The following is a 20331-nucleotide window of genomic DNA, read 5'->3' on the forward strand; positions in this document are numbered from 1 at the left end:
TCGGCTTCAGCCGGCACCGGCGACGGTCCTGATCTGCCGGGCGAGGTCGGCGAGGTCGACCGGCTGGGTGGTGTCGACCCTGAGGATGGGAGTCAGGCCGAGTGGGGTGGCTCGGGCGGCCCAGTCGTCCCAATCCCGGGTCAGGTGGTGGTGGTCCTGGTAGATCGGTGAGCGTTGGCGGGATGTGTAGCGCGCCTTGGCCATAGAGGCGGGGACGTCGCACCAGATCTCGACGGTGTGGCGGGCGCCGGTGTGCTCGATGCCGGAACGGGCAAAGTTCAGGTCGCGAGGTTTGAACCACCAGGAGTCGATGACGACGGCGGTCGGGGATGCCTTGGCCAGGGACCAGATGGTGTCCATGGCAATGCCGCCGAGTTCCGATGGGGCGGAATGGTTTCCGAGGGATGAGGCCAAGGCTTCCTTGATGGCGTCCTTGGACAGGAACCAGGCGTCGAGGGATCGGGCGAGGGCTGCGCCCAGGGTGGTTTTGCCTGCGCCCGGGAGGCCGTTTACCAGGACCAGCAGTTCGTCCACGAATGCTCAGGTTCTGAAAAGTCTTCGCCACCATGGCCGTTCGGTCGCGGCGGGTGGAGGCGGGGCCGGGGCGCGGGGTGGGCGGGCGGATTTGCGTTCGGCGCGCCAGGTTTCGACGACATCGTCGACCTTCAGGGGGCCGATCGGGACGTGGGGGCCGGTTGGCATGCGGAGGTAGTGGACTATGCGGTCGTTGAGGGAGGCTACTGTTTCGCGAACATCCTTCTCGGAGAACATGTCCCGGACGGTTTCCTGGATTCGTTCACGTTCCCGGCGGAGGATGATCGATTCGGGGAGGAAGGCGTCTCCGCCCAGGCCTTCGCGCTTCAGATAGTTGCGGAGCCACCAGTCTTCGTCGGCGGCGCCGGGCGGGATGGGCCGGCCCGCGCCCTTCAGGTTGTCGAATTCGCCCCGCTCCGTTGCCTCGCGGACCTGTTTGTCGATCCACGATTCGAAGGAGAGCCCGGGCGATTTGCGCTCGGTCATGACCCGATCCTACCGATCACCGTGGAACAGCCGGGTGCGCGCGATGGCGAGATCGCTTCCGGCGCCGGGTCAGTTGCCGGCGCGGTAGGGGTCGAACACGGTGGTGACCAGGCGGTGGGCGGTGGCGACGGCGTGGTCGGCGTCGCCCTCCGCGAGGCCGAGCAGCGGGTCCAGGCCGGGGACGTGGGGGGCGAGGGCCAGGTGGGGCAGCATGAGGAGCAGCAGGGAGAGCAGGGCCTGGGTGTCGGCGCCGGGGCGGAGGGCGCTCTGCGCGGTCGCCACGTCGAAGAGGGGTTGCAGCACTTCCACGTAATGGCGGTTGACGGCTTCCCGGACGGCGGTGCGGGCCACGGGGTCGGGTTCGAGGTTGGCGGCGGCGGTCATCGCGCGCTCGAGCGGATGGTCGTAGAAGTACCGGATCCAGGCTTCGAGGAGGACGTCGAGGGAGCCGAAGAAGTCACTCTCCCAGTCGAGTTTGCCCGCGGTCGCCTCCATGGCCGAGCGGATCCGCTCGCTGGACAGTTCCGCCAGGTAGACGTACATGTCGGCCTTGTCGGCGAAGTACTGGAACAGGCTGCCCTTGGAGACGCCGGCCTCGCGGCAGATGGTGTTGAGGCTGCCGCCGCTGAACCCGCGGGCGGCGAATTCGGCCTCGGCGGCGGCCACCACGGCGGCCCGGCGCGGCGGGGCAAGCCGGTCCCAAGTTCCTGTCGGCATCACCGATCTCCTCTGCCCGCGGGCTATTGACTGTGCGACGGTTTCGATCCTACAGTGACCGGCGGTCATATGACCGCTGGTCATAAAGGAGTCCGAATCATGTCCACCAAGTCCAACGAGCCGGGAACCCGCGCCGACGAGCCGAGGGTCTGCGTCATCGGCGCGGGCTCCGCGGGTATCGCGGCGGTGAAGGTGCTGGCCGAACGCGGCGTCGACGTGCACTGCTACGAGCTGTCCGACCGGGTCGGCGGCAACTGGGTGTGGGGCAACAGCAACGGGGTGTCGGCGGCGTACCGGTCGCTGCACATCAACACCTCGCGTCAGCGCATGGAGTTCAGCGACTTCCCCATGCCCGCGCACCTACCCGACTTCGCCCGCCATGATCAGATCGCCGACTACTTCGATGGTTACGTGCGGCATTTCGGGTTCGGCGACCGCATCCGGTTCCGCACCGGGGTCGACCACGTGCAGCCGCTGCCCGACGGCACCTTCCGCGTGACGCTGTCGAACGGCGAGACCGTCGGCTACGACGCGGTGCTGGTCGCCAACGGCCACCACTGGGATCCCCGCCTGCCCGAGCCGATGTTCCCCGGCGCGAGCGAATTCCGCGGCACGATCATGCATTCGCACGCCTACACCGAGGAAGCGCAGCTGACCGGCAAGCGGGTCGTGGTGCTGGGCATGGGCAACTCCGCGATGGACATCGCCGTCGACGCCTCGTATCACGCTGCGGAGACCTACCTTTCGGCGCGCAGCGGGGTGCACGTGATCCCGAAGTACGTGTGGGGCCGCCCCTATGACCGGATCGGAGCGGCCGAATGGTTCCCGTCGTTCCTGCGCTGGCCGCTGGCCCGCAAGCTGATGGCCGCGGCGACCGGGCCGATGACCCGCTACGGGCTGCCCGCGCCGAATCACAAGTTCGCCCAGGCGCATCCGACCATGTCCAGCCGGATCCTGGATCGGCTCGCGCACGGGGCGATCACGCCGATGCCGACCATCGATCGCTTCGACGGCGACGAGGTGGTGTTCGCCGACGGCCGCCGGGTGACCGCTGATCTGGTGGTGTTCTGCACCGGGTACAAGATCAGCTTCCCGTTCTTCGACCCCGGCTTCCTGGACCCGTCCGGCGACAATCGGATCCGCCTGTACCGCCGGGTCTTCCATCCGGAGGTGCCGGGCCTGTACTTCGTGGGACTGGTGCAGCCGCTGGGTGCGATCATGCCGATCGCCGAACGCCAGGCCCACCTCATCGCCGATCACCTGCAGGGCCGCTATCACCTGCCCGGCCCGGCCGAGATGGAGCGGGAGATCACCGCACACCGGCGCGACATCCAGCGTCGCTACGTGACCTCCAAGCGCCACACCATCCAGGTCGACTTCGACGACTACATGCGCGATCTGCGGCTGGAACGCCGCCGTGGCGCACAACGCCGGGGCGGCCTCTCCCGGGTCGATCGACCGACCGCGAGCATCGCCGCCCGTCGCGCCCGCGACGGCGAGGCGGTGGCGTGATGCGCGAGAACACCACGGGCGCAAGCGAACACGAGGTGTGGTTCCCATCCGGGGACGGGAACCACTGCGCGGCGACCCTCTATCTGCCCGAGCAGCGACCCGGGAGCCGTCCGCCGGTGATCGTCATGGCACACGGGCTCGGCGCGATCCGTGCCATGGGCCTGGCCGCCTACGCCGAACGTTTCACCGCCGCCGGATACGCCTGCCTGGTCTTCGACTACCGCCACTTCGGCGACAGCGAGGGCATGCCGCGGTATCTGCTGTCGACCCGCCGGCAGCGCGCCGACTGGGCGGCCGCGATCGCCTTCGCCCGGCAGCTGCCGCAGGTCGACGGCACGCGAATCGTGGCCTGGGGCACCTCTTTCGGCGGCGGGCACGCCATCCACACCGCGGCCCGGCGCCCGGCCGGACTGGTCGCGGCCATCGCCCAGTGCCCGTTCACCGACGGGATCGCCTCCACCTTGGCCATTCCGCCGGTCAACTCGGTCAAGGCCACCTTCGCCGGTGTCCGTGACGTCGCCGGTGCGCTGTTCGGCCGCGCACCGCACATGATCACGACCGCCGGGCCCGTGGACGGCACCGCCCTGATGACCGCGCCCGACGCCGAATCCGGTTATCTCGCACTGGTTCCGCCGGGCACGGACTTCCGCAATGAGGCCGCGGCCCGCGTCGTCTTCGACATCCTGACCGATCGGCCCGGCCGGTTCACCGATCGCATCGAGGTGCCGATCCTGTTCGCGGTGTGCGAAACCGATTCCGTCGCACCGGCCAAGACCACGCTGCGCTTCGCGGCGCGGGCGCCACGCGGTGAGGTCCGCACCTACGCCGACGGGCATTTCGACATCTACCACGGCGCGGCCTTCGATCGCGTGGTCGCCGATCAGCTCGGCTTCCTGCACCGTCACGTCCCTGTCTCCATCGACGGAGAACCGCGGGCATGATCGATCGTGGTCAGCGAGTCTCGTTGCGCTCCAGGGCTTCCGCGGTTTCGCGGGCATTGTCGATGGTGAGCGGGTCGTCGCCGAGCTCGGTGTGGGATTCGACGGTGTAGAAGCGCACTTCGTGGCCGTCGGGATCGCGCAGCTCGGGGAGAATCCAGCCGATGGTGGCGAAATGAACGCCGGCATGGGATTCGCCGAGGGCGGTGAGATGCGCGGCCAGCGCCTGCATGGCGGCCCGGTCGGGTACGCCGATCGAGAAGTAGTCGAACCCGGCTGCGGCGGCGGCCTTTTCGGGATCGAGCCGCAGACCGAGCATGGGACCACCGGCCGGGTGATGCAGGGCGACACCCCTCAGGTCGCCCTGCTCACGGAATTCGACGCCGACCTTGTAACCGAGGCGGGTGCGGTACCAGCCGATGGACCGCGCCAGATCGGACACGGGGAGTTTGAGGTGATGCACCCCGGCGAGCGTGGGGATCATCGCTGCTATCCTTTGCAGTACCAGTGTAGTGATGCAGCATCACTGTAGTGATGCAGTAAGGATGCAGCGAATGAGCCCTGGTGTCAAGAAGACATCTCCGCTGTGGGACGCCCGCAAGGCCGAGACGGAACGGAAGATCCTCGACGCCGCGCGGCGACTGTTCATTGCCGACGGGTACGCGGTGACCTCCCTGGCCGCGGTCGCCGAGGCCGCCGAGGTGGGCTCCCGGACCGTCTACCTGCGCTTCGGGTCCAAGGCGGAACTGCTCAAACGGACGATCGACGTGGCGATCGTCGGCGACATGCAGGACATCGATGTGGCACACCGCGACTGGCACGTCCGGGCCGCCACCGCGCCCACCCTGGACGAACGAATCACCGCCTACGCGCGCGGCGCTCGCGAACTCATGGAACGCGCCGCCCCGGTCATCGCCGCCGCGGTCGCCGCCGAGGCCAGCGAACCGCTGATCGCCGAGGCGGCCCAGGCCGGGCGGGCCGCCACGCAGCAGCACATCGCCGACATCTGGCGTCATATGCACGCCGACGGGCTGCTGCATCCCGACGCCGATCTGGACTGGATCATCGCCACCGCCGGCCCGCTCGGCCAGGCCGACACCTACAACCTCATGGTCCGCACCCTCGGTATGGATCCGGACGGTTACGAGCGGTGGCTGTCCGGCACCTGGCTGCGCCTGGCGACCACGCCCTCTACGCTTCCGGAAGCCTGATCCACGCGCTGCGGAACGCAGTGCCCATGCTCGAGGAATGCCATGCGGCCGACCCGGCGCTCACTCAGAATCGCCCACACCATCGGAATCGCGGTCGGCCTGGTGCTGCTGATCGCCGGAATCGTCCGGCTGTTCCTGCCCCTGGAATGCTCCGGCCACACCCTCGAACCCGGGCAGGAGTGCCACGACACCGCCAAAGGCCGGCCGGTGGTCCGGACCTTCGACGAGCAACGGTCCCTGCGCGATTCGACGGACGGCTTCCTCATCGTCGGCGGTCTGGTGGTCGCGGCGGGTTCATACGTACTGCTGCGCCGCACCACACGCGCGTAACCGCGACCACTTCGCCGGGTTCCGCGGGCACACTGAAGGCATGGATCCTGTCGTCGCGTTGCGCATGATCGCGTTCTTCAAGGACCGGGCCCGGGAGGATTCCCGGCGGGTGATGGCCTATCGCAATGCCGCCGACATCGTGGAGGGGCTCGACGATACCGAGCGCCAACGGCTGGGGCGGGCCGGCGACTGGCAGTCGCTGCCGGGGATCGGGCCGAAGACGGCGGCGGTGATCGCGCAGGCGTGGGCCGGACGGGAGCCGGACACGCTGATCCAATTGCGGACCGCCGCAAAGGATCTCGGGGGTGGCGAGTTGCGAGCCGCGCTGAAGGGCGACCTGCACGTGCATTCGAACTGGTCGGACGGATCGGCGTCCATCACGGAGATGATGGCCACCGCGCAGGCGCTGGGGCACGAATACTGCGCACTCACCGACCATTCACCGCGACTGACCGTCGCCAACGGGCTCTCACCGGATCGGCTGCGGCAGCAACTGGATGCGATCGACGAGCTCCGCGACCGGTTCGCGCCCATGCGCATTCTCACCGGCATAGAGGTCGACATCCTCGACGACGGCGCACTCGACCAGGAACCCGAACTGCTCGACCGTCTCGACATCGTGGTCGCCAGCGTCCATTCCAAGCTGAAGATGGACGCCGCCGCCATGACCCGCCGCATGGTGCGGGCCGTATCCGGGGGCCGGGCCACGGTCCTCGGCCACTGCACCGGCCGCCTCGTCGAAGGCAACCGCGGCACCCGCCCGGAATCGAAATTCGATGCCGAACAGGTCTTTTCCGCCTGCCGCGACCACGGCGTGGCCGTCGAGATCAACTCCCGCCCCGAACGCCGCGACCCACCCACCCGCCTCCTGAACCTGGCCCTCGACCTGGGCTGCCACTTCTCCATCGACACCGACGCCCACGCCCCCGGCCAACTCGACTTCCTCGGCTACGGCGCCCAGCGCGCCCTCGACAACGGCGTCCCCGCCGACCGCATCATCAACACCTGGCCCCTCGACAAACTGCTGAGCTGGGCCGGTTCCTGAGGCGAGGACCATCGTTCCGGCGCGAACTCGCCGGGTCAGTGGGGGCAAGTGGGCTGAAAAGGCTTGTTGGCGAACAGGTCGTCGATCCAGGACGACCACTGGGGTATGACGGTGGCGGGGGCGTCGTGGCCGCCGGGGACGATGAGGTCGTGGACCGGGGTGCCCAGGGTGCACATTGTGGAGATCGCGGCGGTGGACCAGGTGGTGTCGACCAGTTTGTCGGCGTCGCCGCGGGCTATGTAGGTGGGGAGTGGGGTGGCTGCGTGGGGGAGGTTCGTCCGGGATTGGAAGTCGGTGAACGGGCGGGCTGCGGCGTCGTCGGTGAAGGATGCCTCGGCGGGGGTGGCTGCCTGGCCGAGGGCGATGTCGGCGGGGGTGAGGGTGCCGCTGCAGGCGGATTCGAGATGCGGTGCGGCGGTGAGCAGATCGCCGTGGAGAATCTGGTCGTAGCGATAGCCGGGGGCGGTGTCGCGTACTGCGGCAACGAGATACGGGATGATCAGGTATTGGTCGGGTGCGTTGAGGGTGCCGGTGCGGACGGTGTCGACGAGCTGGAGTTCCAGAGCGGGTGACAGGAGGACGACACCGTGGAGGTTCAGGTCCGGCGCATAGGATTTCGCGGTTTCGGCGGCCGATTCGGCGGCGCGGCCGCCCTGGGAGACGCCGAGGAGCACGGTCTCGGAGGACAGCGGGAGGCCGGTGGAGTGGGCGGCGCGGATCGAGTCGAGGACGTCGTAGCCGGAGGATCGGGAGTCCAGGTACGGGGCGTTGCCGGGGCCGTCGAGGCCCTGATAGTTGGTCATCACCACGGCGCGGTGCCCGGCCAGCAGTCCGGCCACCGTGGCGGCGGAGCCGAAGAGGGTGGGCGAATTGGTGGGTGCGCAGGCGCTGACGACTCCGGAGGTGCCGTGGGCGAAGGCGATGACGGGCCAAGCGCCGGCGGGGGCGTCGCCGGTAGGGAGGAAGACCGCGCCCGATACCTCGATCGGTTTCCCTGTCGGAGAGGTGGATCGATAGCGGATGTAGGTGGCCGAGGACATCGCGGCCGTCAGGGCGGAATCGAGATTGCCCAGAGGTCGCTGCGAGACCAGCTTTCCAGGAGTGTCCGCCTTCGGCGCGGTCGTGTCGGAGGTGGCGCCGCAGGCGGTCAGAAGCAGGGCAGCCAGTACCGGGAAGACAATCGCTGCTCGCATGCCGCTCCTTCGGATCGGGATTCGATGACGGCCGCCTCGATCAACTCGAATCTAGCTGGTGCGACCGCCCGGGCCGGAGAAGGGCGCCAGCTGACCTTCGCAGGCGGACCAGGCGGACGGCGAGAGGTGGGAGCGGACGCGCGCGAAGAGCTCGTAGAGCCCCGCGCTGTATTTCGCTGCCAGTTCGGCATTTTGCGCCAGCACGTCCAGCTCGTTGGCGACCGTCAGCTCCAGAAAGGCCCGGAAATCGGGCTCGGAGGGCTCGAATTCGCCGCCGGTGAAGCGGTCCCGGAACCGCACCGGATCCGCGTCGATACGGGGATAGACCGTTCCGCGATCACAGGCGGCGTACTGATAGATCCACCCCTCGGCGCGGGCGCCGACCAACTCGACAACCGTTGCACGATCGGATAATTCGACGAGCGAGACACCGAATCCGTCGGTGCCGTACACGGCGTGGGCCCGGCCGGCGAGCTGGAGGTCGCCGTCATGTCCCCACGCCGCGAGCGTGTCGGCGACCCGGCCCAGGTGGGCGAGCAGCGTCCCGCCGGGATGGTCGATGGTCTCCGTGCCGCGATCCCGCAGGAACCGCTCGACGCGGTTCCTGCGGGATGCGAGGGATTCCGGCTCGTTCACCTGTTCATTGTCGCGCGGGAACCGGTTCGGCGGCAGCCGCTTTCACCCGTCGCTGCAGCCGGTACAGGACGAGGGACGCCACGGAGGCCGCCACCGAGAGGGCGGCGAGGACCCCGAAGGCAAGGTGGTAGCCGGACACCGGCGCCCAGCCGGATGACGTTGCCCGGGAGAGGATTACGGCCACCAGCGCCACCGCGACCGCGCCGCCCACCCGCTGCAGGATGTTCACCAAGGCCGTGGCGTCGGGCAGCTGCTCGTGCCGGACGGCCGCATACGCCGCCGAGACCAGCGGCATGGCGCCGACACCGGTGGCCATGCCCGCCGCGAACAGCAGGAATTGGATGAGGATTCCATTCGCGCCGACCGGCAGGAACGCGAGCGGCAGTACGACGCAGGCGATGGCGAGGTTGCCGAGCACCGCGACCCGGCCGCCGCCGAACCGGTCGGTCAGCCGTCCGCCCAGCGGCAGCATGATGATGCCGCCCAGGCCGTAGCCGAGCAGATCGACGCCGGTGCGAATGAGCCCGGTGCCGTGCAGCACCTGGAAGTACAAGGGCAGCAACACCATCACGCCGAACATGGCGCCGCCCGCGAAGAAGCTGGCGCTGGTGGCGGCCCGGAAGGCGTGGTTGCCGAACATCCGGATGTCCAGTAGCGGCCGTTCACCGCGCAGCGCACGGCTGATGAATCCGGCCAACCCCGCGAGCCCGAGCACGACGGGCAGCCACACCGACGGCGAGGTCACCGACCCCGTGGTCCCGACCTCGGACAACCCGTACACCACAGCGGATACGCCGCCGCCCGCGAGCACCAGCCCGATCACGTCGAGCGGCTGTGCCGCCACCCCGCTGGTCCGTGGCAGATGCCGCAGCCCCAGCGCCAATCCGGCCAGTCCGAACGGAATGTTGATGAGGAACAACCACTCCCAGCTCCAGTGGGCCAGCATGAGCCCGCCGATGGTCGGCCCGATGGCGGGCGCGCCCACCACCGCGATGCCGACCACACCCATGACCCGGCCCATGCGCTGCGGCCCGGCCGCCTGACCCAGGATGGTCTGCCCGGCCGGGATCATGAGTCCCGCCGCAAGTCCTTGCAGGACGCGCATTCCGATCAGCCACCCCGCGGTCGGCGCGAAGGCGCACGCCGCCGAGGTCAGGGTGAAGGCGACCAGCGCCCCCATCCACAGCCGGGTCACGCCGACCCGCCGCGCCAGCCAGCCGCACACGGTGAGCGAAACACCGAGGGCCAGCAGGTATCCGCTCGCCACCCACTGGATCGTGGTCAGCGACGCGCCGAGATCCGCGCCGATGGTGTGCAGCCCGATATTGACCAGCGAGGTGTCCAGCATGCCCATGACCGCGCCGAACACCACCACGCCGGCGGTGCGCCAGACATGCGCGGGGATCTTGCCGGAATCGGCGGGTGCGGGAGCCCGGGCGGGCGCTCCCTCGGCACCGGATGTCCTGGTGTCCGAACGCATTTGCGTCATCGGACCTCTCCTTCAATAGTTGATGAGCTACTCAATTGCAGAGAGTATCAATGATTGAGTAGCTCAACAATAGATATAATCAGCGGGTGCCCGAAGAACCTTCCGTCCCGGCCGAGGCCCACCCCCCGAGCCTGCTGCGCCACCCGACCTACGCACTGGGCAAGCTGCACAAGGCGATGCACTCCCGCCTCGGGACACCCCTGCGCGAGCACTGGGTGCTCACCTACCTCGCCGAGAGCAGCGAGATCTCCCAGCAGGAGATGGCCAACGTCCTGGAGATCGACCGCAGCGAAGTGGTGCGGCTGATCGACAGCCTCGAGAAGGCCGGTCTGGTCACCCGTACCCGCGATCCGCACGACCGCCGGAAATACCGGCTGGCTATCACCGCCGCCGGCAATCGGGTCCGCGCGGAGACCGATGCGAAGATCGCCGCCGCCACCGATGCGCTGCTCGCCCGCCTGACCCCGGCGGAAAGGGATACCCTGCACCGGCTTTCGCTCAAGGCCCTGGGCTACGACACCGACGAGAGCTGACCCACACGCGGCCGGGCAACGGCCGCGAAATGGCTCACAACCGGCGACGGCTGTGAACCCGGTTACGCGTAGGGCTAGGGTTGGGCCCGTGCCTTCTCGCCCCCGCCTACCCCGTTTGCCCCAGCTCAACCCGCCGCTGGACGCCCGCCGCGGCTACTCCCAGCAGGAGATCCTCGGCGAATTGCGCCGGCTGATCCTGGAGGGAAACCTGCCGCCCGGCACCGGTTTGCCCCTGGGCGAGATCGCACGCGAATTCACCGTGAGCGCCATCCCGGTGCGCGAGTCGCTGCAGACCCTGATCGGTGAGGGCCTGGTCGAGCACCGGCCCAACTTCGGCTACCAGGTCACCATGCTGACCGCCGCCGAGCTGCGCGAGCTGTACATCGTGCGCGAGCGCCTGGAGTCCGCCGCGCTGGCCGCGGCCGTGCACAATGCCACCGAGGCCGATCATCAGCTGGCCCGCGAGATCCACGCCCGCCTCGAGCAGGCGGTGCTCACCGAGAACGCGGTCGCCTATCACCGCGAGACCCGCAACTTCCACCTGGCCCTGGTGCGCCCGTCGGGCATGCCGCGCGTGGTGCACATGCTCGAATACGCCTGGAACATCACCGAACCCGTGCAGCCCATGGTGCATGTGTCGACCATGGATCGCGTGGTGCTGCACGCCGACCACAGCAAGCAGCTGCAGGCCTTCCTCGCGAGGGATGCTGAAGCATTGCTGACGGCCACCGAGGGGCATCACGCACGCTTGAACGGCGTCCTCTCGCACCTGCCCACCGACACCGGTTTGTTCGCCGAACCCGCAGGTGAAGAAGATATATAACCCCTGAGCCTGGGGCTTTCGAACATATACGGTTCAAGCAACGCCGGAGCCATTTCTGTTCGATAGCGTGGATCCATGCGGATCCGGGTCATCAATCCCAACACCACCGCCGCGATGACGGCGCTCATCGGGGACAGCGCGCGCCTGGTCGCCGCGCCCGGCACGGTGGTCGACGCCGTCAACCCCGACATGGGCCCGGCCTCCATCGAGAGCCACTACGACGAGGCGCTGGCCGTGCCCGGCCTGCTGGCCGAGATCGCGCGCGGCGAGGCCGAGGGCGTGGACGGCTACGTCATCGCCTGCTTCGGCGATCCCGGCCTGGACGCCGCACGCGAGCTGGCGCGCGGCCCGGTGATCGGCATCGCCGAGGCGGCCATGCAGGCGGCCAGCCATCTGGGCCGGAAATTCAGCGTCGTCACCACCCTCGGCCGCACCGCCGGCCGGGCCTGGGAGCTGGCGGAACGCTATGGGATGGAACGGTTCTGCGCGAACGTGCACGCCTGCGAGATCCCGGTGCTCGAACTCGAGGATCCCGAGGCGCGCAAGATCATCGCCGACGCCTGCCGGGAGGCCGCGCTGGCCGACAACTCGGACGCCATCGTGCTCGGCTGCGCTGGGATGGCGGATCTGTGCGAGTACCTGACCGAGGAGGTCGGGGTGCCCGTGGTGGACGGCGTCGCCGCCGCCACGCTGACCGTGCAGTCGCTGGTCACCATGAAGTTGCGTAAGTCCGGCCGCGGGGAATTCGCGGCCCCGCTACCGAAGACGTATGTGGGTTTGCTCGCCGATTTCGGCATCGAAGAACAGGAGGCTCAGGCGTGACGCTGCCACCGGAGACATGGAACGGGATCGAATCCCGTTTGCAGGCTGTGGATTCGGAGCTGCTGCGGCTCTATCCGGGCGACCGCCCGGGCCAGCCGGTGCACACCGCGTACGCCTCCGGCGCGGACGCCTCGATCGACCTGCCCGCCCAATGGGGCACGGCCGCACTGGAACTCGCCGAGAGCCAGCGGGAGCTGCTGGTCGGGCTGGCCGGTGAGGATGTCGTCGAACGGGTCTTCCGGACCCTGAGCGAGCGCCCCATCCAGGACCTGCGGCTGGACTTCGAGGACGGCTACGGCACCCGCGGCGACGAGGTCGAGGACCGCGACGCCCTGCACGCCGGCGCGGTGCTGAAAGCCCTTCCGGCCGAAGTGTCCTCGCGCGGCATCCGTATGAAAGGCCTCACCACGCTGGAGTGGGCGCGCGCCGTGCGCACCCTGGAGAAGGTCCTCGAGGGCGCGGGCGGCGTGCCCGAGGGCTTCGTGTTCACCGTGCCGAAGATCCGCCATGTCGACCAGGCCGATCTCACCGTGCAGCTGTGCGACGCCATCGAATCGGCCCACGGGCTGGCCGCCGGATCGCTGCGGTTCGAGCTGCAGATCGAGAGCCCGCAGGCCATCATCGCCGCCGACGGCACCGCCCCGGTCGCCCGGCTGATCCAGCGCTCGGCCGGACGCTGCACCGGATTGCACTACGGCACTTACGATTACAGCGCCGCCTGCGGTATCGCCCCGAAGTTCCAGTCGCTGGAGCACCCGGTCGCCGACCACGCCAAGGCGGTCATGCAGGCCGCGGCCGCCACCACCGGGGTATGGGTGTGCGACGGCTCCACCCAGGTGCTGCCGATCGGCACCGACACGGAGGTGCGCGCGGCGGTGTCGCGGCACTTCGGTCTGGTCACCCGCTCGCTCGAGCGCGGCTACTACCAGGGCTGGGACATGGGCGCGGGCCACCTGGTCACCCGCTGGCTGGCCACCTTCGCGTTCTTCCGCGAGGGCCTGGGCGTCGCCGCCCCGCGCATCGGCCGCTACCTGGATCGCCAGGGCGGCGCGGTGATGGACGAACCGGCCACCGCGCAGGCGCTGGCGACCGTGGTGCTGCGCGGACTGGAGTGCGGCGCCTTCGAACCCGCCGAGGTCACCGCGATCGCCCCCAAAGCCACTGTCGAGGTATTGCATCAATTGCGAGAGAGGAAGATTCCGGCGCTATGAGCGACGTTGATTTCACGCTGCTTCCCGATCTGGCCGTGCGCACCCTGGGTGGCGCCGTGCTGTGGGCGAACGACGAGTCCTTCGCCGAGAAGGAGAACCTGATCCGGCCCGAGCAGGCCACCTACTCCCCCGCTACCTTCGGCCACAAGGGCCAGGTGTACGACGGCTGGGAGACCCGCCGCCGTCGCAGCGCCGAGGGCGACCACCCGGCCGGCGACGACTGCGACACCGCGATCGTCCGGCTGGGCGTGCCCGGCGTGATCAAGGGCGTCGTGGTGGACACCGCCTGGTTCAAGGGCAACTATCCGCCCGAGGTGTCGGTGGAAGCCATTGCGGTGGAAGGCAATCCGTCGGTCGACGAGCTGGTCGCCGCCGAGGGTTGGACCACGATCGTCGAGCGCGCCAAGGTGTCCGGTGATTCGCAGAACCCGTTCGCGGTGGACTCCCCCAAGCGCTGGACCCACGTGCGGCTGCGCATGTTCCCCGACGGCGGCATCGCCCGCCTGCGCGTGCACGGCGTCGCCAAGCCCGACCTGGCCTGGCTGGAGTCCGGCCCGTTCGACCTGGCCGCGGTGGAGAACGGCGGCCTGGTCGCCGACTGCTCCAACCGCTTCTTCTCGCACCCGCAGAACGTGCTCATGCCCGGCCGCGCCCGCAGCATGGGCGACGGCTGGGAGACCGCGCGCCGCCGCGACAAGAACACCAACGACTGGGTGCTCGTGCAGCTGGCCGCCGAGGGGGTGATCACCGCGGCCGAGATCGACACCTCGTACTTCCTGTTCAACAGCCCGGGCGCGGGCGCCCTCACCGGCATTCGTGCCGACGGCACCGAGGTCGAACTGCTGGGCCGCACCCGGCTGCAGCCCGACACCCGCCACCGCTTCCTGATCGACGCGGACGCGGCGGTCGTGCAGGTGCGCCTGGACGCCTTCCCCGACGGCGGCCTGGCCCGGCTGCGGCTCTTCGGCACCCTGACCGACGAAGCACGGGCGCGACTGCGTGCCGAGCTGGAAAATGACCTGGCGTGATCGGTCAGGGCCCGGAGGCGGCAGCTCGCGTAACCACGGAGGGCCCCCGAGCGCGCCGAAAGGATATGCAGCCATGAGCGATTTCGATCTGAACTACCCGCGGGACATGGTGGGCTACGGCCCCAATCCGCCGCACCCGCAGTGGCCGGGGGAGGCGAACGTCGCGGTCAACTTCGTCCTCAACTACGAGGAGGGCGGCGAGAACAATGTCCTCGACGGCGACGCGGCCTCGGAGACGTTCCTCTCGGATATCGTTCCGGCAGCGGCGTTCCCGAACCGGCACATGTCGATGGAGACCATCTACGAGTACGGCTCCCGCGCCGGACTCTGGCGGGTGCTGCGGCTGTTCGAATCCCGCGATATTCCGCTGACCATCTTCGGGGTGGCGCGGGCGCTGGAACGCAATCCGGAGGCCGTCGCGGCGTTCAAGCGCAATGGCTACGACATCTGCTCGCACGGGCTGCGCTGGATCTCCTACCAGCTGGTGGATGCCGAGACCGAGCGCGCGCACATGGAAGAGGCGGTGCGCATCATCACCAAGCTCTTCGGTGAGGCGCCCAAGGGCTGGTACACCGGCCGCGATTCGCCGCAGACCCGCGAGCTGGTGGTGGAGCACGGCGGCTTCGTCTACGACTCCGATTCCTACGCCGACGATCTCCCCTACTGGGTGAAGGTCTCCGGCCAGGATCACCTCGTGCTGCCGTACACGCTCGAATCCAATGACATGCGCTTCTCCTCCCCCGCCGGATTCGCCAACGGCGAGGAGTTCTTCACCTATCTGAAGGACGCCTTCGACGTGCTCTACGCCGAGGGCGCGGCGGGTGCGCCGAAGATGCTGTCGGTCGGCCTGCACTGCCGCATCATCGGCAAGCCGGCGCGGGCCAAGGCGCTGGAACGATTCCTGGATTACGTGCAGTCACACGAGAAGGTGTGGCTGGCACGGCGCATCGACATCGCAGAGCACTGGCGCACGGTGCATCCCGCGTCCTGACGCCCGGGAGAACCCGGAAACCACTGTGGCCCGGGGTGATTGCGCGATCACCCCGGTACCGGGAACGCCGGTGCGGCCGGAGCCGCACACCGACTCTCCACCGGGAGCCTGCCCGTCACGGGTGCCCGGATCTCCCTTCGGTGTGGGGCACCTCCGGACGCATCGGCGGCACCACGAATACGGCCCGGAACCAACAGGTTCCGGGCCGTATTCGCGGGCCGGGGTGATATCACCGCTCGCTGCTGTCGGGCGAAACCGCCTCAGAGCGCGCCGCTTTCGATATCGCGCTTGATGCCCTCCTGCGTCGCCTGGTGCGCGGCCACCCCGTTGCCGGCCGTGAAGTCGATCAGGGCCGCATCCGCGACGAAGGTCAGATGCTCGTTGACGGTGGTCGTGCCGTCGCCGTTGTCGGTGAAGGTGATCAGCTGGTGTGTGGTCACGTTCGGGACGTCCCAGCTGTCGGCGGTGTAGTAGTGCTCGTCCGGGTGCAGGCGCTGCTCGGCCTGCGTGTGCCCGGGGAAGGTGACAGGGCCCATCGGAATGTCCTCGAGCGCGGTGAAATCCGCGATCTGCGTGTCACCGTCATCGCAGGTGCGATGGACGATGATGTCCTCGAGGAACGAGTGGCGGCCGATTCCGTTGCGGACATCGGTGTACACGTCCCACACCTTGTCCAGCGGCGCGGCGATGGTGACCGGCAGATCCACCTCGGTCACCGATCGGCCATCGGCCGGATTCTGCTGCTCGGCCTCGTAGATCGACCAGCTGACCTGCCATTCCAGTTTGTAGTCGTTCTCCGACTCGATGCAGGACGGCGCGTCTTCCGCGCGTGCCATCGCCGACCCCACCGCAGGCGACCCCATCGTCGCGATGGCTATCGCCAGCGCATAACCCACCTTGAACCTCACCGGGCGGACTTTACCCCGGTCGCAACCTACCGGCAGGTTTCCTGCGAAATCGCGGCTACCGTGCCCCGGGCCGGTCCCCGCGCTCCAATTCCACTGCGCGCTTCATCATTTCGCGTGCGCGGGTGCGGTCGCCGGCATAGTCGTAGGCGCGGGCGGCGCGGTAGTTGGTACGCCAATTCTGCGGGTCCGCCTCGAATTCCTGCTTCACCTGCTCGAAAAGCGCGTCGGCAGCAGCCTTCTCGATGCGCCCGGACGGGCGGCGCGGCAGATCGGAGACATCCAGCTCGCCGCCCTCCTCGTGCATGCGGCGGGCCAGGCGCTGGTGCGCGAAGGCCGCGCGGACACTGGTCGCCACGATCCACACGCCCAGCACCGGCAGGATGAACACGCCGATGCCCAGGCCCACCGCGGCCGGCTTACCGGTGGCGATCAGGTCGATCCCGATCCGGCCCAGCAGCACGAAGTAGAACCCGAGCACCACCACCAGGGCCGCGATGAAACCGACCCGCTTGAAGACCTCACGGCCGTTGCCGTCGGCGGGATTCGCGGCGGGCGTGCTCACAGGTCGAGCAGCGGGTCGATGCCCACGGTGAGACCGGGGCGCAGCGGCGTCTTGCGCACACCCAGCAGCACACCGGGCACGAAGGAGGTGCGGTCGAGCGAGTCGTGGCGGATGGTCAGCGTCTCCCCCTGCGTGCCGAACAGCACCTCCTGGTGCGCGACCAGTCCGGCCAGCCGCACCGAGTGCACCCGCACGCCGTCCACATCCGCGCCGCGCGCACCCTCCAGTTCCTGACTGGTGGCATCGGGACTGCGGCCCACACCCGCCTTGTCCCGGGCCGCGGCAATGAGCGCGGCGGTCCGGAAGGCGGTGCCCGACGGCGCGTCCGCCTTGTTCGGGTGGTGCAGCTCGATGACCTCGACCGAGTCGAAGAAGCGCGCGGCCTGCTCGGCGAACCGCATACTCAGCACGGCGCCGATGGCGAAGTTCGGCGCGATCAGCACCCCGACCTCCGGCTTGGCCGCCAGCCAGCCCTTCACCTGCTCCAGCCGCTCGGCATCGAAGCCGGTGGTGCCGACCACGGCGTGAATCCCGTTCTCCACCAGCCACTTCAGATTGGGCATCACCACATCCGGGTGCGTGAAGTCGACCACGACCTCGGTTCCGGCGGCCGTGAACGCCTCCAGCGAATCGCCCTTGTCGACCTGCGCCACCAGCTCCAGATCCGCGGCCGCCTCGACCCCGGCACAAATGGCCTGCCCGACCTTGCCGCGCGCCCCGAGCACACCCACCCGGATCCGGTTCGTGGTCACCTGGTCTCCTTCACTCCGCCCAATCAGCAACGGGTCGAGCCTATCGGGTCGGCGACGCGCCGGAACGCAGGGCTGGCGGTCGTCACGAGTCGGCCGGAGCGCGACAGGCTCCGGCGCGCAGGGCGAGCAAGGCAGTGGCCGCGGGACGGCCGGCGACGGCGTGACTCATGAGTGACCAGGAACTTCATCGAGACCGTGCTCGGGCAAGTTCAGTGACCGGCGCACCCCGACGGCGAGCGGTGCCGGATTCACCAGAAAGGCCGGGTGCGCAATGGATTCCATTGCGCACCGGCCTTTCGGGTCGGTGGACTAGCCGGTGTGGCCGGTCAGCTTGTAGATCGTGGTGTTGCCGATCTGCTGGGGCGTGAAGGTCGCGGTCACCCAGTCCGTGATGTCGGTGTGCTGGTTGCGACCGAAGCCACCCTGGTTGCCCGGGCCGCCCTGCGCGCCTTGCTCTGGCTGGGCGCCTTGGCGGGCCGGCTGATCGGCGGGGTTCTGGCCGCCGCCCTGCTGCCGGTCGCGCTCGCCACCGGCGGCGGCGCCGGGCTCACGGTTGCCGTTCCCGTTGTCGCCGTTGCCGTTTCCGCCACGGTCGTTGTTGTTCTGCACGACGTAGTAGCCGATCTTGCCGGCCTTCACATCGGCCTGGAACTGCGCCAGGGTCGGGGTCGGATCGCTGCCGGAGAAGCCGCCGACGGCCATGACCGCCTTGCCGGTCTGCAACTCCAGGGCCGCCGCGGCGGAGGAGCCGTTGATCGCGGCTGCCCACGTGGAGTCGGACGTCTTCAGCAGGGCCGCCAGCTGCTGATTGGGCTGGGACTGACCGAAGCCGCCGCCACGGCCGCCCGCGGCACTCGCCGGGCCGACCGTCGGACCGCCGCCACTGTGCGGGGTGGCGATGGTGGCGATCGAGTAGGCGGTCGCGCCGGACAGACTCGCGAACAGGCCGAGCGCCAGTGCCGCGGCGGCGAGACGGCGGTTGTTCCGGGCCTACGGCAGCACGAGCAGCACGGTCGCCACGACGGTCAGCGCCAGGACCGCCCAGCGCAGTTCGGGATACCAGCCGCTGTTGCGGTGCAGCAGTACGACACTCCAGACGCCGGTGGTCGCCACCAGCGCGGCCAGGCCGAAGCGGCCGAGGATGGTGTCCCGCCTGGTCCACATCTCGTGGATGCCGACCGCGAACATGCCGGCCACGGCCGGTGCGATCGACAGGCAGTAGTACGGGTGCACGGTGCCGCTCATGTAGCTGAGCACGCCGCCGTCGATGAGGATCCACAGCCCGAACAGGATCGCGGCCGCCCGCACCAGGTCGGTGCGCGGCGCCCGGCCCCGCGAGACCAGCACCAGCACCATGGCCAGCAGTGCGGCCGGCAGCAGCCAGCCGATCTCGAAGCCGAATTCACCGGTGAACAGGCGTCCCACACCGCGGACCTGCCCGCCGAAGCCGCCGAATCCACCGCCGCCGTGCCCGCCCGGACCGGCCTGCGCGGCCGTCTCCGCCGCGGCGGCCGGATCGGGTGCCGCAGTGGTCAGGCCGGGTGCGGCGGTGGTCGGGTCGTGCGGCGCGCCGCCGCCCGGAGCACCACGGTGGTTGCGGCCGAGCACGCGGGCGAAGCCGTTGTAGCCCAGCACCAGATTCATGAAGTTGTTGTCGGTCGAGCCGGCCAGATACGGGTGGCTCGACGCCGGCCACAGCAGCGTGACCAGCACGTACCATCCGCTCGACACCACCAGCGCGACGAGCGCCCCGATCAGCTGCACGAGGCGGGCGCGGATCGGATTCGGCGCGGCGATGAGATAGACCAGCCCCAGTGCGGGCAGCACCAACAGGCCCTCGAGCATCTTCGCCAGGAACGCGAACCCCAGCGCCACACCGGCCAGCAGAATCCACTTGGTCGAGGCGCGTTCGAGAGCGCGAACCGTGGCGTACGCACCGGCCATCATGAGCAGCACCATGACCGCGTCCGGGTTGTTGAACCGGAACATCAACGCCGCGACCGGCGTCAACGCCAGCGCGGCACCGGCGAGCAGGCCGGTGTAATGGCTACCCGTCAGCCGCCGCACCGCGCCGTGCAGCAGCCCCACCGCGGCCACCGCCATCAGGGCTTGCGGAATCAGCATGACGGCACTGGAGAATCCGAAGATCTGCCCCGACAGCCCCATCACCCACTGCGACACCGGCGGCTTGTCGACGGTGATGAAGTTCGCGGGATCCAGTGAACCGAACAGGAGCGCTTCCCAGTTCTTCGACCCGGCCCACGCGGCCCCGGCGTAGAACTGATTGCCCATCCCATTGATGGTGATGTTCCACAGATACATCACCGCCGTCGCGACGAGGAGCGCGGCCAGACCGGCACGTTCGGCGGTCTTACCGCGGAACCGTCCGGCCTCCTGTGCAGCCGCCGCGGGCGGCGGCGGAACCACTGGCGGGTTGTCCTGGAGTGATGTGGTCACGCTGACCATTCAGCGCCCCGGACTCCAACGAACCCTGTGAGCCCGCCGGGAGCTTCCGGTGAGCATCGGCCGCAGACCAGCGCGAACGGCGTGCGGCGAACGGACCAGTCGGGATATTGTGGCTGGTGCCCGGTGGGGAGATCACGAGTGGCC

At 69.1% G+C, this 20331-nt stretch carries 23 protein-coding genes; 11 read left to right on the top strand and 12 right to left on the bottom strand.

Going from position 1 to position 20331, the window contains the following annotated elements; genetic code table 11:
- Positions 1 to 6: 6 nt before the first annotated feature.
- The 3 genes from ACFXKA_RS20240 to ACFXKA_RS20250 form a co-directional block, all read right to left on the bottom strand.
- Positions 7 to 534 carry an AAA family ATPase gene (locus ACFXKA_RS20240; protein ID WP_379428383.1) on the bottom strand — a complete coding sequence of 176 codons (528 nt, stop codon included), beginning with the start codon at positions 532 to 534 and terminating at the stop codon, positions 7 to 9.
- Between the two features lie 6 nt (positions 535 to 540).
- A complete protein-coding gene (locus ACFXKA_RS20245) occupies positions 541 to 1020 on the bottom strand; it encodes a DUF1992 domain-containing protein (protein WP_379428384.1) in 480 nt (159 codons plus the stop codon).
- Positions 1021 to 1089: 69 nt separating this feature from the next.
- Complete coding sequence (locus ACFXKA_RS20250) at positions 1090 to 1737, bottom strand: TetR/AcrR family transcriptional regulator (RefSeq protein ID WP_379428385.1); 648 nt, start codon at positions 1735 to 1737, stop codon at positions 1090 to 1092.
- Between the two features lie 99 nt (positions 1738 to 1836).
- Between ACFXKA_RS20250 and ACFXKA_RS20255 the strand changes: the two genes are divergently transcribed.
- Together ACFXKA_RS20255 and ACFXKA_RS20260 are read left to right on the top strand one after the other, a co-directional pair.
- Positions 1837 to 3249, top strand: a complete 1413-nt coding sequence (locus ACFXKA_RS20255; protein ID WP_379428386.1) for a flavin-containing monooxygenase — start codon at positions 1837 to 1839, stop codon at positions 3247 to 3249.
- Positions 3249 to 4190 carry an alpha/beta hydrolase gene (locus ACFXKA_RS20260; RefSeq protein ID WP_379428387.1) on the top strand — a complete coding sequence of 314 codons (942 nt, stop codon included), beginning with the start codon at positions 3249 to 3251 and terminating at the stop codon, positions 4188 to 4190. Before ACFXKA_RS20255 ends, ACFXKA_RS20260 begins: the two co-directional genes overlap by 1 nt.
- A gap of 10 nt (positions 4191 to 4200) precedes the next feature.
- Here the strand turns inward: ACFXKA_RS20260 and ACFXKA_RS20265 are convergent, their stop codons facing one another.
- Complete coding sequence (locus ACFXKA_RS20265; RefSeq protein WP_379428388.1) at positions 4201 to 4671, bottom strand: VOC family protein; 471 nt, start codon at positions 4669 to 4671, stop codon at positions 4201 to 4203.
- Between the two features lie 70 nt (positions 4672 to 4741).
- Between ACFXKA_RS20265 and ACFXKA_RS20270 the strand changes: the two genes are divergently transcribed.
- Genes ACFXKA_RS20270 through ACFXKA_RS20280 form a run of 3 tightly spaced genes read left to right on the top strand, consistent with a single transcriptional unit; the run spans position 4742 to position 6773 of the window.
- The gene (locus tag ACFXKA_RS20270; RefSeq protein ID WP_379428389.1) at positions 4742 to 5398 is read left to right on the top strand and encodes a TetR/AcrR family transcriptional regulator; all 657 of its coding nucleotides are present in this window, start codon (positions 4742 to 4744) and stop codon (positions 5396 to 5398) included.
- A gap of 42 nt (positions 5399 to 5440) precedes the next feature.
- Positions 5441 to 5728: a hypothetical protein gene (locus ACFXKA_RS20275; RefSeq protein WP_354839309.1), complete on the top strand. Its 288-nt coding sequence runs from the start codon at positions 5441 to 5443 to the stop codon at positions 5726 to 5728.
- A 40-nt stretch (positions 5729 to 5768) separates the two neighbouring features.
- Positions 5769 to 6773, top strand: coding sequence for a PHP domain-containing protein (locus ACFXKA_RS20280; RefSeq protein ID WP_379428390.1), 1005 nt, complete (start codon positions 5769 to 5771; stop codon positions 6771 to 6773).
- Between the two features lie 35 nt (positions 6774 to 6808).
- Here the strand turns inward: ACFXKA_RS20280 and ACFXKA_RS20285 are convergent, their stop codons facing one another.
- Genes ACFXKA_RS20285 through ACFXKA_RS20295 form a run of 3 tightly spaced genes read right to left on the bottom strand, consistent with a single transcriptional unit; the run spans position 6809 to position 10091 of the window.
- Positions 6809 to 7966: a lipase family protein gene (locus tag ACFXKA_RS20285; RefSeq protein ID WP_379428391.1), complete on the bottom strand. Its 1158-nt coding sequence runs from the start codon at positions 7964 to 7966 to the stop codon at positions 6809 to 6811.
- Between the two features lie 51 nt (positions 7967 to 8017).
- Positions 8018 to 8602 (bottom strand): DUF6817 domain-containing protein, encoded by a 585-nt coding sequence (locus ACFXKA_RS20290; RefSeq protein WP_379428392.1) that lies wholly within the window; start codon positions 8600 to 8602, stop codon positions 8018 to 8020.
- 4 nt (positions 8603 to 8606) lie between these two features.
- Complete coding sequence (locus tag ACFXKA_RS20295; RefSeq protein ID WP_379428393.1) at positions 8607 to 10091, bottom strand: DHA2 family efflux MFS transporter permease subunit; 1485 nt, start codon at positions 10089 to 10091, stop codon at positions 8607 to 8609.
- Positions 10092 to 10177: 86 nt separating this feature from the next.
- On the opposite strand from ACFXKA_RS20295, the gene ACFXKA_RS20300 reads away from it, so the two are divergent.
- The 6 genes from ACFXKA_RS20300 (at position 10178) to puuE (ending at position 15499) form a co-directional block, all read left to right on the top strand.
- Positions 10178 to 10624: a MarR family winged helix-turn-helix transcriptional regulator gene (locus tag ACFXKA_RS20300; protein ID WP_379428394.1), complete on the top strand. Its 447-nt coding sequence runs from the start codon at positions 10178 to 10180 to the stop codon at positions 10622 to 10624.
- Between the two features lie 88 nt (positions 10625 to 10712).
- Positions 10713 to 11447, top strand: coding sequence for a GntR family transcriptional regulator (locus ACFXKA_RS20305; RefSeq protein ID WP_379428395.1), 735 nt, complete (start codon positions 10713 to 10715; stop codon positions 11445 to 11447).
- Between the two features lie 75 nt (positions 11448 to 11522).
- Entirely contained in the window at positions 11523 to 12269 is a 747-nt protein-coding gene (locus ACFXKA_RS20310) for an aspartate/glutamate racemase family protein (protein WP_379428396.1), read from the top strand.
- Complete coding sequence (locus tag ACFXKA_RS20315) at positions 12266 to 13480, top strand: DUF6986 family protein (RefSeq protein WP_379428397.1); 1215 nt, start codon at positions 12266 to 12268, stop codon at positions 13478 to 13480. The genes ACFXKA_RS20310 and ACFXKA_RS20315 overlap by 4 nt, the downstream gene beginning before the upstream one ends.
- Positions 13477 to 14508, top strand: coding sequence for an allantoicase (gene alc, locus ACFXKA_RS20320; protein ID WP_379428398.1), 1032 nt, complete (start codon positions 13477 to 13479; stop codon positions 14506 to 14508). Before ACFXKA_RS20315 ends, alc begins: the two co-directional genes overlap by 4 nt.
- 73 nt (positions 14509 to 14581) lie before the next feature.
- The gene (gene puuE / locus ACFXKA_RS20325; protein ID WP_354839286.1) at positions 14582 to 15499 is read left to right on the top strand and encodes an allantoinase PuuE; all 918 of its coding nucleotides are present in this window, start codon (positions 14582 to 14584) and stop codon (positions 15497 to 15499) included.
- Positions 15500 to 15759: 260 nt separating this feature from the next.
- Here puuE and ACFXKA_RS20330 read toward each other — a convergent pair whose 3' ends face one another.
- From ACFXKA_RS20330 to ACFXKA_RS20350, 5 genes are all read right to left on the bottom strand, one after another.
- Entirely contained in the window at positions 15760 to 16407 is a 648-nt protein-coding gene (locus ACFXKA_RS20330; protein ID WP_379428399.1) for a hypothetical protein, read from the bottom strand.
- A gap of 55 nt (positions 16408 to 16462) precedes the next feature.
- Positions 16463 to 16969, bottom strand: coding sequence for a hypothetical protein (locus ACFXKA_RS20335; protein ID WP_379428400.1), 507 nt, complete (start codon positions 16967 to 16969; stop codon positions 16463 to 16465).
- Complete coding sequence (gene dapB, locus ACFXKA_RS20340; protein WP_379428401.1) at positions 16966 to 17721, bottom strand: 4-hydroxy-tetrahydrodipicolinate reductase; 756 nt, start codon at positions 17719 to 17721, stop codon at positions 16966 to 16968. The genes ACFXKA_RS20335 and dapB overlap by 4 nt, the downstream gene beginning before the upstream one ends.
- A 309-nt stretch (positions 17722 to 18030) precedes the next feature.
- On the bottom strand, positions 18031 to 18423 hold the full coding sequence (locus ACFXKA_RS20345; protein ID WP_379428402.1) for a hypothetical protein: 393 nt from the start codon (positions 18421 to 18423) through the stop codon (positions 18031 to 18033).
- A gap of 288 nt (positions 18424 to 18711) precedes the next feature.
- Positions 18712 to 20178, bottom strand: coding sequence for an ArnT family glycosyltransferase (locus ACFXKA_RS20350; protein ID WP_379428403.1), 1467 nt, complete (start codon positions 20176 to 20178; stop codon positions 18712 to 18714).
- Between the last annotated feature and the right edge of the window lie 153 nt (positions 20179 to 20331).

The organism is Nocardia sp. NPDC059228, assembly GCF_042754245.1.
Lineage (GTDB): Bacteria > Actinomycetota > Actinomycetes > Mycobacteriales > Mycobacteriaceae > Nocardia.